This window comes from Pseudomonas sp. GW821-FHT04C07, from assembly GCF_059420325.1.
This window is the reverse complement of record NZ_JBWKTM010000011.1, coordinates 125,131-137,039: the sequence shown is the minus strand read 5'-3', so window position 1 is coordinate 137,039 and position 11,909 is coordinate 125,131. Positions and strand designations below refer to the sequence as shown.

The 11,909-nt window shown below is 60.3% G+C and carries 15 protein-coding genes; 13 read left to right on the top strand and 2 right to left on the bottom strand.

The window, feature by feature from the left end:
- Nucleotides 1-40 precede the first annotated feature (40 nt).
- The 4 genes from AC07UI_RS20415 to AC07UI_RS20400 all read left to right on the top strand — a co-directional run bounded on the left by AC07UI_RS20415 (nucleotide 41) and on the right by AC07UI_RS20400 (nucleotide 2,690).
- Nucleotides 41-829 carry a ParA family protein gene (locus AC07UI_RS20415; protein WP_494994196.1) on the top strand — a complete coding sequence of 263 codons (789 nt, stop codon included), beginning with the start codon at nucleotides 41-43 and terminating at the stop codon, nucleotides 827-829.
- Nucleotides 830-860: 31 nt separating this feature from the next.
- Complete coding sequence (locus AC07UI_RS20410) at nucleotides 861-1,736, top strand: CheW domain-containing protein (RefSeq protein ID WP_494994195.1); 876 nt, start codon at nucleotides 861-863, stop codon at nucleotides 1,734-1,736.
- A gap of 75 nt (nucleotides 1,737-1,811) precedes the next feature.
- The gene (locus AC07UI_RS20405) at nucleotides 1,812-2,297 is read left to right on the top strand and encodes a chemotaxis protein CheW (RefSeq protein ID WP_008024622.1); all 486 of its coding nucleotides are present in this window, start codon (nucleotides 1,812-1,814) and stop codon (nucleotides 2,295-2,297) included.
- Nucleotides 2,298-2,690 (top strand): DUF2802 domain-containing protein, encoded by a 393-nt coding sequence (locus AC07UI_RS20400; RefSeq protein ID WP_494994194.1) that lies wholly within the window; start codon nucleotides 2,298-2,300, stop codon nucleotides 2,688-2,690. It abuts the gene before it with no gap.
- A 171-nt stretch (nucleotides 2,691-2,861) separates the two neighbouring features.
- On the opposite strand, the gene AC07UI_RS20395 is transcribed toward AC07UI_RS20400, so the two are convergent.
- Nucleotides 2,862-3,191, bottom strand: coding sequence for an EscU/YscU/HrcU family type III secretion system export apparatus switch protein (locus tag AC07UI_RS20395; protein ID WP_494994193.1), 330 nt, complete (start codon nucleotides 3,189-3,191; stop codon nucleotides 2,862-2,864).
- Nucleotides 3,188-4,759, bottom strand: coding sequence for a flagellar hook-length control protein FliK (gene fliK / locus AC07UI_RS20390; RefSeq protein ID WP_494994192.1), 1,572 nt, complete (start codon nucleotides 4,757-4,759; stop codon nucleotides 3,188-3,190). The genes AC07UI_RS20395 and fliK overlap by 4 nt, the downstream gene beginning before the upstream one ends.
- 249 nt (nucleotides 4,760-5,008) lie before the next feature.
- Between fliK and ccmA the strand changes: the two genes are divergently transcribed.
- From ccmA to ccmI, 9 genes are all read left to right on the top strand, one after another.
- Nucleotides 5,009-5,590 (top strand): cytochrome c biogenesis heme-transporting ATPase CcmA, encoded by a 582-nt coding sequence (gene ccmA / locus AC07UI_RS20385; RefSeq protein WP_494994191.1) that lies wholly within the window; start codon nucleotides 5,009-5,011, stop codon nucleotides 5,588-5,590.
- Nucleotides 5,587-6,255 carry a heme exporter protein CcmB gene (gene ccmB, locus AC07UI_RS20380; RefSeq protein ID WP_494994190.1) on the top strand — a complete coding sequence of 223 codons (669 nt, stop codon included), beginning with the start codon at nucleotides 5,587-5,589 and terminating at the stop codon, nucleotides 6,253-6,255. Before ccmA ends, ccmB begins: the two co-directional genes overlap by 4 nt.
- A 76-nt stretch (nucleotides 6,256-6,331) precedes the next feature.
- Nucleotides 6,332-7,087, top strand: coding sequence for a heme ABC transporter permease (locus tag AC07UI_RS20375; RefSeq protein WP_494994189.1), 756 nt, complete (start codon nucleotides 6,332-6,334; stop codon nucleotides 7,085-7,087).
- Entirely contained in the window at nucleotides 7,084-7,260 is a 177-nt protein-coding gene (gene ccmD, locus AC07UI_RS20370; protein WP_494994188.1) for a heme exporter protein CcmD, read from the top strand. Before AC07UI_RS20375 ends, ccmD begins: the two co-directional genes overlap by 4 nt.
- Nucleotides 7,257-7,712 (top strand): cytochrome c maturation protein CcmE, encoded by a 456-nt coding sequence (gene ccmE / locus AC07UI_RS20365; protein ID WP_494994187.1) that lies wholly within the window; start codon nucleotides 7,257-7,259, stop codon nucleotides 7,710-7,712. Before ccmD ends, ccmE begins: the two co-directional genes overlap by 4 nt.
- Before the next feature lie 3 nt (nucleotides 7,713-7,715).
- A complete protein-coding gene (locus AC07UI_RS20360; RefSeq protein ID WP_494994186.1) occupies nucleotides 7,716-9,704 on the top strand; it encodes a heme lyase CcmF/NrfE family subunit in 1,989 nt (662 codons plus the stop codon).
- A complete protein-coding gene (locus tag AC07UI_RS20355; protein ID WP_494994185.1) occupies nucleotides 9,701-10,237 on the top strand; it encodes a DsbE family thiol:disulfide interchange protein in 537 nt (178 codons plus the stop codon). Before AC07UI_RS20360 ends, AC07UI_RS20355 begins: the two co-directional genes overlap by 4 nt.
- Nucleotides 10,234-10,707, top strand: a complete 474-nt coding sequence (locus tag AC07UI_RS20350) for a cytochrome c-type biogenesis protein (RefSeq protein WP_494994184.1) — start codon at nucleotides 10,234-10,236, stop codon at nucleotides 10,705-10,707. Before AC07UI_RS20355 ends, AC07UI_RS20350 begins: the two co-directional genes overlap by 4 nt.
- Nucleotides 10,700-11,908 carry a c-type cytochrome biogenesis protein CcmI gene (gene ccmI / locus AC07UI_RS20345; protein ID WP_494994183.1) on the top strand — a complete coding sequence of 403 codons (1,209 nt, stop codon included), beginning with the start codon at nucleotides 10,700-10,702 and terminating at the stop codon, nucleotides 11,906-11,908. The genes AC07UI_RS20350 and ccmI overlap by 8 nt, the downstream gene beginning before the upstream one ends.
- The last annotated feature ends 1 nt before the right edge of the window (nucleotide 11,909 follow it).

Below are 11,909 nucleotides of genomic sequence, written 5' to 3'. Positions count from 1 at the left end.
TTTCTCGGTTGAGCCTGTTCGACCGGGAGGAACAATCTGAATGAGAGTCTGGGCAGTTGCCAATCAAAAGGGTGGTGTCGGTAAAACCACCACCTCCATCGCTCTAGCCGGTTTGCTGGCTGAGGCGGGCAAGCGCGTGGTCGTGGTTGATCTCGACCCCCACGGCTCCATGACCAGCTACTTCGGCTATGACCCCGACAGCCTGGAACACAGTAGCTACGACCTGTTCCTGCACAAGGGTAGCGTGCCGGCGGGGTTGCCCGGTCAACTGCTGCTGCCCACCAGTGACGAACGCATTTCCCTGCTGCCTTCGAGCACCGCGCTGGCGACCCTTGAGCGTCAGTCACCAGGGCAGAGCGGTCTGGGTCTGGTGATCGCCAAGAGCCTCGCGCAGTTGTGGCAGGATTTTGATTACGCGGTGATCGACAGCCCTCCGTTGCTCGGCGTGCTGATGGTCAATGCCTTGGCGGCCAGCCAGCAGTTGGTGATCCCGGTACAGACTGAACACCTGGCGGTCAAAGGCCTCGAGCGCATGGTCAACACCCTGGCGATGATCAATCGTTCGCGCAAGCAGGCGTTACCATTTTGCATCGTGCCAACCCTGTTCGATCGCCGAACCCAGGCGTCCATGGGGACATTGCGGGTACTGCGCGACATGTATCCCGAGGACATCTGGCAAGGCTACATTCCGGTCGATACCCGTTTGCGCGATGCCAGCCGGGCAGGGCTGACGCCTTCTCGGTTCGACGGCAAAAGTCGTGGGGTTCTGGCCTATCGGTCATTGCTCAAGCACCTGCTTTCCCTGCAACTCGTCCCACAGGTGGCCTGAGATGACGCTTCTTTCTGCGGGGAGTGTTCCAATGAACAGTCCGGTAAAAATCACTACTCGCCCGCAATTGGCGCTGCAGTCTTATCTGGACGCGTTGTTGCAGGACGCGACCGAGGAGCTTGAGCTCGAAGCGTTGACTGAGGTCATAGCGCCGCAAGACACGCTGGATGAGTTTCAAGCCGCCGTGCTGGAAGAGCAGGCCCGTGATGCGCAACAGCGAGGCATGGCCGTTCCGGCTGTAGCTGCCGCCGTGCGGGTGCAGGCGCCGATGCCGATTGCCGTGCCGGTGCTGGAAGCGCCTGCGCCGATTCTCGCGCCGGTTTCACTGGTCGCACCAATGCTGCAAGCGTTGGTCGAGCCGGTGGCCGAAGTCCATCTGCCGCCGAGCAACACACCGCCACCTGTGGAAAGCGATGGTCGCCCGTCGTGGGCAGCCGAGCCGTTCGAATGCCTGCTGTTCGATGTGGCCGGTCTGACGCTCGCAGTGCCGCTGGTGTGCCTGGGTTCCATCTATTCCCTGGCCGGTCACGAGTTGACGCCGCTGTTCGGTCAGCCGGAATGGTTCCTCGGGATTCTGCCGAGCCAGGCTGGCAATCTGAAAGTGCTGGATACCGCTCGCTGGGTCATGCCGGATCGTTACCGCGATGATTTCCGCCAGGGCCTGCAATACGTGATCTCGGTTCAGGGCTATGAATGGGGGCTGGCGGTGCATCAGGTCAGCCGTTCCTTGCGCCTGGACCCGAACGAAATCAAATGGCGTAGCCATCGTGGTCAGCGGCCATGGCTGGCCGGCACGGTAATCGAGCATATGTGCGCGTTGCTGGATGTCTCGGAGCTGGCGGAGCTGATCGCCAGTGGCGGTGCCAAACACATGAACGGCCGCAAGCCGATCCACAAACCTACATAACAAGCACCTGGCCGCATACAAGATGCGGTCGGCCAGAACATACACCGCACAGGCGGTTTTTCGAGGGGTCAGGGTATGAATGATAAGGCGTCGTCTGCAAAAGGTTCCGAAGATCCGATCCTGCAATGGGTAACCTTCAAGCTGGACAATGAAACCTACGGCATCAACGTTATGCGCGTTCAGGAAGTCCTGCGTTACACCGAAATCGCCCCTGTGCCGGGTGCGCCAAGCTACGTGCTGGGCATCATCAACCTGCGCGGCAATGTGGTCACCGTGATCGACACCCGCCAGCGCTTTGGTCTGATGAACGCCGAGATCAGCGACAACACCCGTATCGTGATCATCGAAGCCGACAAACAAGTCGTCGGGATCATGGTCGACAGCGTGGCGGAAGTGGTTTACCTGCGTCAGTCCGAGATCGAAACCGCGCCAAACGTCGGTAACGAAGAGTCGGCCAAGTTCATTCAGGGCGTGTGCAACAAGAACAACGAGTTGCTGATCCTGGTCGAGCTGGACAAGATGATGAGCGAAGAAGAGTGGTCGGAACTGGAGAGTATCTGATTGATTCTCGAGGTTGCTGTGATTGTGCTGGGGCTTCTCTGGGTAGGGACCCTGGCAATTTTCCTGGCTTACACCCGTAAACAGCGGCAGCAGGCCATCCTCAAGGCTCAGGGCGATGCGTTGCGTGATCAGCGCATCAAGGATCTGGCCAAGCGCGTTGACGATTACCAGAACGGTAGCGTGCGCATGGGCGAGGACTTGCACGAACTGCGCGCGGTGGTCAGGCCGTTGCCGGACAAACTGACCCAACTGGAGCAGCGCGATCCGACCAGCCTGTCATTTGCCCAGGCTGCACGCCTGGTCGGAATGGGCGCCAGCGTCGACGAGTTGACCCAATCCTGCGGGTTGACCCAGGCCGAAGCCGAGTTGATGAGCAAGTTGCATAAGGGTTAAAGAAGTGACGCGGTCAACGTAGCAGCTGCCGAAGGCTGCGTTCGGCCGCGGAGCGGTCGCAATCCGGCCGCCTCGGTTATCCTGATATACCGCCAGCAGTGAATTTACGACTGCTGCGCAGCCGAACGCAGGCTTCGCCAGCTGCTACGGGGCCTGCGTTCATCTTGCTGATCAATAATCTTCCCCCCGATCTGTCACATCCCGCTCCACCCTCGGCGCCTGCGGGTCATGGCCTTCGGGGAACTTGCCTTTCAGGTTCCAGGCAAAGGCGATGATCTCGGCGATGGTCCGGTACAACGCCTCCGGGATGCTGTCACCCAGTTCCATTCTTGCCAATAGTCTTACAAGCTCGGCGTTTTCGTAGATCGGCACTTCATAGTCGCGGGCGATTTTCAGGATCGCTTCGGCCAGTTCGTCGTCGCCCTTGGCGGTGAGGGTCGGGGCCTGGTGGCCATCGTATTTGAGGGCGATGGCCTGACGTGGTGGGGTGGGGTTTTTCATGCGGTTTCGTCGACCCAGCGTTGTTCGAGGCGGGTTTGATTGCCTTGGGGCGCAGTGCCGAGGTGGCAATTCAGGTCACCTACATTGAGCCCCGACGCCAATAGCCGGGCGCGCAAACTGCCCAAATGACTCTCGATCAGGCTGGCGGTGTAGGGGCGTTCGGCCCAGAGCTGGCTGGAGAGCTTTCCCGAAACCAGCTGCGCCTGAACCTGCAGCGGCCCGAGGGGCTCCATGTCGAAGGCCAGCTCAACTCGCCACAACCGCTGTTTTGGCTCGCGCTCGGCGGGTTTTTCGTCGTGTTCCTTTGTCGGTGCGTCTTCGCGCTGGAACTTGACCTGCAGCGGCACAATGTCTTGCTGGTTGCGCATGGGGATTTCCAGCTGCCAAGTGGTTTGTAGATTGCCATTGGCGGTGATACCCGTCTGCTCCAGGCTCGACAGTTGATGGCTTTGCAGGCGCGAAACGGCCGCAGCGGCTAAACGCAGCAAGTGTTCCAGGTCGCCTTCGTCCTCCAGGCTTTGCAGTAAGCGTGAGGGTAGAGGGAAGCTGGTTGGCTGGGGTTTGGCGCTGACCTGACCGAGGGTGCCGAGGGCGCTGCGCACAAAACCTGGAAGCACCTGAGCCAGGGTATTGGCGGCGATGATCGCGTTGAAACTGGTGTTGCCCGGCAGGTCGGGGGTAATTTGCGCAATCAATCGCAGCAGATTGCCTTTCATGTCCGGTGTCAGCGACGGGTTCTGACCGGCGAGTAATTTCGCTTCAAGGAACAGACCGCTGTTGACCAGTGCCTGGGCCAGTCCTTTTGGCGTGCTCAGTTGCTGAGCGTCCGGCAACCCGGCCAGCAACTGGTCGATCGCGGCGCGCAAGTCGGCCGATGTCGCGTCGGACGGCACCTGGTTTTGCAGCGCGTTGATCAGCCCGTCCAGCGAGCCCTGGCGGCTTTGTTGGGCGATCAATTGTTGCGCCACGGCCAACTGTTCCTGGCGACTGCTCAGCGGCACGAAGCTGAGGGTTTGCGAATCCTGGACCATGGCACTGAGCAACGTGCCGATGCGCAACGGCTGTGGGCTGTCAATGCTCAAGGTGCTACCACTGAGCGCGGTATTGAGCAAACTGACCAGCGAGCGATACACCGCCGGTTGGCCAGTGGCTTGCGGCATCAGTTGGGTGGTCAGTACCTTGCCTTGCAACAAAGTGCCGACCGGTAATTGTGAAGTGTCCAGGCGGGTGAGGGTGGCGACGTTAGAGGCGATGGCCTGCTGCACCATGATCGCCAGATTGCCGGCCGACGGTTGGCTCACCGCCAGGCTGGTGCCTTGCGGCAGCGGCTGGTTGCTGGTGGCCTGAACCGTGGTCTGGCGACCGCTGTCGAGGGTGACCTTAAGCAGCAACTGAAAAGTCTGATCCGCTTGTTTGAGCGACAGCACTTCAGCCTTGGCGGTTTGCCCAGCGGCGATCAAGCCTTCCAGCGGTTGCGCAAGCGTGAGCAACTCACCACTCACCACGGCCGGGCGCATGACGCCGGGGCTTGGCTGCGGCAGCGGGAGGATGTTCATTTCGCCTGTCATCGGGTCGCAGCCTGTGGAAATTGCCCTCTTGAGGGCGGGGTACAGCATGTATAATGCCGCCCCGTTATCAGCGGAGTGCTAAAAACATCGCAAATGTTTGACGCAGCTCTCTAGTACAGGCCGCTAATACATCTATTCTGCATCACTATAACGGCCGTTCCACCGCCGACTTGAACCGTAAAGGCCCGCGATCTCTTGACCAGCCCTCTTCTAGAAGCCGTAGCGCTCGCCTGTGAGCGAGACTGGCGGATGCTCTTCGAAAACCTCGAATTTCGTCTGGCGGGCGGCGACATGTTGCAGATCAGCGGCCCCAACGGCAGCGGCAAGACCAGTCTGCTGCGCCTGCTCGCCGGGTTGATGCATCCGACCAGCGGCCAGGTGCTGCTCAATGGCCAGCCGTTGACCGCGCAGCGCAGCGAACTGGCGCGCAACCTGCTGTGGATCGGCCACGCTGCCGGGATCAAGGATTTGCTGACCCCGGAAGAAAACCTCAGCTGGCTCTGCGCCCTGCATCAGCCGGCCAGCCATGAGGCCATCCGGGAAGCGCTGGCAGCGGTGGGCTTGCGCGGTTTCGAGGATGTGCCGTGTCACACCTTGTCCGCAGGTCAGCAGCGCCGCGTGGCCCTGGCCCGGCTGTATCTGGACAGCCCACCGCTGTGGATCCTTGACGAACCCTTTACCGCCCTCGACAAACAAGGTGTGGCGCAGTTCGAAGAGCATCTGGCCGTTCACTGTGAAAAGGGCGGGATGGTGGTGTTGACCACTCACCACACCTTGAACCGCATGCCTGCCGGTTATCGTGACATCGATTTGGGGCGCTGGGCCGTATGAGTGTTTTCGGACTACTGGTCGCCCGTGAGGCGCGGTTGTTGTTTCGGCGTCCGGCGGAACTGGCCAACCCTCTGGTTTTCTTCGCAATCGTCATCGCGTTGTTTCCGTTGGCGGTCGGTCCTGAGACTCAATTGTTGCAAACCTTGTCTCCAGGACTGGTCTGGGTAGCGGCCTTATTGTCCGTCCTGCTCTCGCTGGACGGGCTTTTCCGCAGTGATTTCGAGGATGGATCACTGGAGCAGTGGGTCCTTTCGCCGCACCCTCTGCCTCTTCTGGTTTTGGCCAAGGCACTGGCACACTGGGCGTTTTCCGGCCTGGCACTGGTTTTGCTCGCACCGTTACTAGCCTTGATGCTCGGTTTGCCTACCGCCTGTCTGCCGGTGTTGCTGCTTTCCCTGTTGCTGGGTACACCGGTGTTGAGCCTGCTCGGTGCGGTGGGCGCGGCGCTGACGGTTGGGTTGAAGCGTGGTGGACTCCTGCTGGCGCTGTTGATTCTGCCGTTGTACATCCCGGTATTGATTCTCGGCAGTGGCGCCTTGCAGGCGGCATTGCAGGGCATGCCGGCGACCGGGTATCTGCTGTGGCTTGGTAGCCTGACTGCCTTGGCGATAACCCTGACACCCTTTGCAATAGCCGCTAGTCTGAAGATCAGCGTCGGCGAATAATGAGGTCTGGTCAGTTTTGATCAGTAAAGACCCTGGCGGCTCGTGATAGCGAGCAGCAACCGTGATGGAAACAGTAATGAACTGGACTTGGTTTCATAAGCTCGGCTCGCCCAAGTGGTTTTACGGCATCAGCGGCAAACTGCTGCCTTGGCTGAGTGTTGCGGCGTTGCTGCTGATTGGCGTCGGTGTGGTCTGGGGCCTGGCGTTCGCGCCGCCGGACTACCAGCAAGGCAACAGCTTTCGGATCATCTACATCCACGTCCCGGCCGCCATGCTGGCGCAGTCCTGCTATGTGATGCTGGCGGTGTGCGGCATTGTCGGACTGGTGTGGAAGATGAAACTGGCCGATGTCGCGCTGCAATGCGCAGCACCGATCGGTGCCTGGATGACCGCCGTGGCGCTGCTCACCGGGGCGATCTGGGGCAAGCCGACCTGGGGCTCGTGGTGGGTCTGGGATGCACGACTGACGTCCATGCTGATTCTGCTGTTCCTGTACTTGGGTCTCATTGCGCTGGGCAATGCCATCAGCAATCGTGACAGCGCGGCCAAGGCCTGTGCGGTGCTGGCAATCGTCGGTGTGATCAACATACCGATCATCAAATACTCGGTGCAATGGTGGAACACACTGCATCAAGGTGCGACATTCAGTCTCACTGAGAAACCGGCCATGCCCGCCGAAATGTGGCTGCCGCTGCTGCTGACGGCACTGGGTTTCTATTGTTTCTTCGGTGCGGTGCTGTTGTTGCGCATGCGCCTTGAAGTGCTCAAGCGTGAAGCCCGCAGCAGCTGGGTCAAGGATCAGGTGCTGAATACTCTGGAGGCTGCACGATGAATTTTGCATCCTTCGGTGATTTTCTCGCCATGGGTCATCACGGTTTATATGTCTGGTCAGCCTATGGCATCTGCTTTGCAGTGCTGGCCCTCAACGTCGCGGCGCCGGTCCTGGCCCGCAAACGTTATCTGCAACAAGAGGCGCGTCGTCTGCGCCGGGAGAACGGCAAGTGAATCCGCTGCGTAAAAAGCGTCTATTGATCATCCTCGCGATCCTGGTAGGGGTCGGAAGTGCCGTTGGCCTGGCCTTGAGCGCCTTGCAGCAGAACATCAATCTGTTCTATACCCCGACCCAGATCGTCAACGGCGAAGCGCCGCAAGACACCCGCATTCGTGCCGGCGGTATGGTCGAGAAGGGTTCGCTGCAGCGCTCCGGGGATTCTCTGGACGTGAAATTCATCGTCACCGACTTCAATAAATCCGTCACCATCACGTATCGCGGCATCCTTCCCGATCTGTTCCGCGAAGGGCAGGGCATTGTCGCCCTCGGCAAGCTCAATGGTGATGGCGTGGTTGTGGCCGACGAAGTGCTGGCCAAGCACGACGAGAAGTACATGCCGCCGGAAGTGAGCAAGGCCCTGAAAGACAGCGGTCAGTCGGCGCCTTCACCAGCCAAAGAGGGTTAATCGATGACTTCCGCACTCTTTATTCCCGAGCTGGGCCATCTGGCAATGATCCTGGCCCTGTGCTTTGCCATCGTTCAGGCCATCGTGCCGTTGCTGGGTGCCTGGCGCGGTGATCGGCTGTGGATGGGCCTGGCTCAGCCGGCGGCCTGGGGGCAGTTTACCTTTCTGGTATTCGCTTTCGGCTGCCTGACCTACGCCTTCATGACCGATGACTTTTCTGTCGCCTATGTCGCCAGTAACTCCAACAGCACCTTGCCCTGGTACTACAAGTTCAGCGCCGTATGGGGTGCCCACGAAGGTTCGTTGCTGCTCTGGGCGCTGATCCTCGGTGGCTGGACCTTCGCAGTGTCGGTGTTCTCCCGGCAGTTACCGCAAGTGATGCTGGCGCGGGTGCTGGCAGTGATGGGCATGATCAGCACTGGCTTCCTGCTGTTCCTGATCCTCACCTCCAACCCGTTCGCGCGCATCCTGCCGCAGGTTCCTACCGACGGTCGCGACCTCAACCCGTTGCTGCAAGACATTGGTTTGATCGTTCATCCGCCAATGCTCTACATGGGTTATGTCGGTTTCTCCGTGGCGTTCTCCTTTGCCATCGCTGCCTTGCTTGGCGGTCGTCTTGATGCGGCCTGGGCTCGCTGGTCGCGGCCATGGACCATCGTCGCCTGGGCCTTCCTCGGTGTTGGCATCACCCTCGGCTCCTGGTGGGCCTACTACGAACTCGGCTGGGGTGGCTGGTGGTTCTGGGACCCGGTGGAAAACGCTTCCTTCATGCCTTGGCTGGTCGGTACCGCGTTGATTCACTCGCTGGCCGTTACCGAAAAACGTGGCGTGTTCAAAAGCTGGACCGTGCTGTTGGCCATTGCCGCATTCTCCCTGAGCCTGCTGGGAACCTTCCTGGTGCGTTCCGGCGTGCTGACTTCGGTGCATTCCTTCGCCTCTGATCCTGCGCGCGGCGTGTTCATCCTGATCTTCTTGCTGTTCGTGGTCGGCGGTTCGCTGACGTTGTTCGCGTTGCGTGCACCGGTGGTCAAGAGCCATGTCGGCTTCAACCTGTGGTCGCGGGAAACCCTGCTACTGGGCAACAACCTGGTACTGGTCGTCGTCGCGTCAATGATTCTGCTCGGCACCCTGTACCCGCTGGTGCTCGATGCCCTGACCGGCGCCAAGTTGTCGGTCGGCCCGCCGTACTTCAATGCGCTGTTCATTCCGTTGATGGCGCTGCTGATGGTGGTGATGGCGGTCGGGATGCTGGTGCGCTGGAAGGACACCCCGGTCAAATGGCTGGGGAGCATGCTCACCCCGGTGCTGCTCGGCAGTGCCGCGCTGGCCGTGGTGGCCGGCATCGCATATGGCGACTTCAACTGGGCCGTGCTGGCCACCTTCATGCTCGCTGCCTGGGTGTTGTTGGCCGGTGTGCGAGACATCTTCGACAAAACCCGCCACAAAGGCCTGATCAAAGGTCTGCCAACCCTGACCCGTAGCTATTGGGGCATGCAGGTTGCGCACCTTGGGATCGCGGTCTGCGCCTTGGGCGTGGTGCTTTCCAGCCAGAACAGTGCTGAGCGTGATTTGCGTCTGGCGCCGGGCGAATCCATGGACCTGGCCGGTTACCATTTCATCTTCGAAGGCGCCAGGCACTTCGAAGGCCCGAACTTCACCTCCGACAAAGGCGCTATTCGTGTCATTCGCGACGGCAAGGAAGTTACCGTGCTGCACCCGGAAAAACGTCTCTACACTGTGCAGAACTCGATGATGACCGAAGCCGGGATCGACGCCGGTTTCACTCGTGACCTGTACGTTGCGTTGGGCGAGCCTCTGGGCGATGGCGCCTGGGCGGTCCGGGTGCACGTCAAACCGTTCGTGCGCTGGATCTGGTTCGGTGGCTTGCTCACTGGTCTGGGTGGCTTGCTGGCGGCGCTGGATCGACGTTATCGGGTCAAGGTGAAAAGCCGTGTGCGGGAAGCACTGGGCATGTCGGGAGCCACTGCATGAAGCGTTGGATAATGTTGTTGCCGCTGGTGTTGTTTCTGGCGGTGGCGGTGTTCCTCTACCGAGGGCTGTACCTGGACCCGGCCGAGCTACCGTCGGCGATGATTGGCAAGCCATTCCCGGCGTTCTCGTTGCGGTCTGTGCAAGACAGCAAGACCCTGACCCGGGCCGATCTAATCGGCAAACCGGCGTTGGTCAACGTCTGGGCCACCTGGTGCATTTCCTGCCGGGTCGAACACCCGGTGCTGAACAAACTGGCCCAACAGGGCGTGCTGATCTACGGCATCAACTACAAGGACGACAATGCCGCGGCATTGAAGTGGTTGAGCGAGTTTCACAACCCGTATCAGTTGGATATCCATGACGGGGAGGGCTCTCTGGGCCTGAACCTCGGTGTGTATGGCGCGCCGGAAACCTTCTTCGTCGACAGCAAAGGCATCATCCGCGACAAGTACGTGGGGGTGATCGACGAAGCGGTCTGGCGTGAAAAACTGGCCGCCAAATATCAGGCGCTGGTCGATGAGGCCAAGCCATGAAGCGCTGGATAGCCGCGGCCGTTCTCGGCCTGAGCATCGTAGGTGTGGCTCACGCCGCGATCGACACTTACGAGTTCGCCAATGACGGCGACCGCGAGCGTTTTCGTGAGCTGACCAAAGAGCTGCGTTGCCCCAAGTGCCAGAATCAGGACATCGCTGATTCCAACGCACCGATTGCCGCTGATTTGCGCAAAGAGATTTTCCGCATGCTCGGCGAGGGCAAAGACAATCAGCAGATCATCGACTTCATGGTCGATCGCTACGGCGATTTCGTGCGCTACAAACCGGCCCTGACCTCGAAAACCGCGTTGCTCTGGTTCGGTCCGGCGGGGCTGTTGCTCGGTGGTGTGGTGATCATTGGCGTGATCATCCGCCGGCGTCGCGTACAGCGCACTGATGCCCCGGATACGCTTTCCTTTGATGAGCGCAAGCGCCTCGATCAACTTTTGGATAACGATAAGAATGATTGATTTCTGGCTCGCTGCAGGTCTGCTCTTGTCAGTTGCCCTGAGTTTTCTGCTGATCCCTGTTTTACGCGGCCGCCGTGCCCAGCGTGAAGAGGATCGTACCGCGCTGAACGTGGTGCTTTACCAGGAGCGCGTGGCTGAGTTGCAAACTCAGCAGGAAGAGGGCGTACTCACTCCAGTGCAAATGGACACCGGCCGCGCGGAAGCGGTCCGTGAACTGCTGAACGACACCGAAGGCGCCGACACCGCGCGGGTTTCGCGTTTGGGCAAGCCGCTGCCGTTGCTGGCGGCGATACTGGTGCCGGTGTTGGGCCTTGGTCTGTACCTGCATTTCGGTGCCAGCGACAAGGTCGAACTGACCCGCGAATTCGCCCAGGCGCCGCAATCAATGGAAGAGATGACCCGCCGTCTTGAGCGTGCCGTCGCCGCGCAGCCGGACTCGGCTGAAGGCCTGTACTTCCTCGGTCGAACCTACATGGCCCAGGATCGCCCGGCGGATGCGGCGAAGATCTTCGAGCGCACCGTGGCGTTGGCTGGTCCTCAGCCGGAACTGCTCGGCCAATGGGCTCAGGCGCAGTACTTTGCCGATAACAGAAAATGGTCGGACAAGGTTCAGGCGCTGACTGACGAAGCGCTGAAGGCTGACCCGAAAGAAGTCACCAGCCTTGGCCTGCTGGGCATCGCCGCCTTTGAAGGCGAGCGTTATCAGGACGCCATCGACTACTGGAATCGTTTGCTGGCGCAACTGCCGCCAGATGATAACTCCCGTACTGCGCTGCAAGGCGGGATCGCCCGGGCCAGTGAAAAACTGCAGGCCAGTGGTGGCAAAGTCGCTCAAGCCCCGGCGGTTGTGGCGAAGGTTGCGGCACTGCTCAAGGTTCGTGTCGATCTGGCGGCGGATCTGAAAGCCAAGGTCCAGCCGGGCGACAGTGTATTCATCTTCGCCCGCGCCACCTCCGGCCCACCTGCGCCATTGGCCGCCAAGCGTCTGACCGTTGCTGATTTGCCTGCGACCGTCGAGTTGGGGGATGCCGACGCGATGATGCCGCAGTTGAAACTGTCGAACTTCCCTGAAGTCCAACTGGTTGCGCGCATCTCCCGCGCCGGCCAACCGACTGCCGGCGAATGGATCGGTCGCAGCCAGCCCTTGGCCAGCAGCACCACAGCGTCGCAACAACTGACCATCGACAGCCCGGATAAATAAC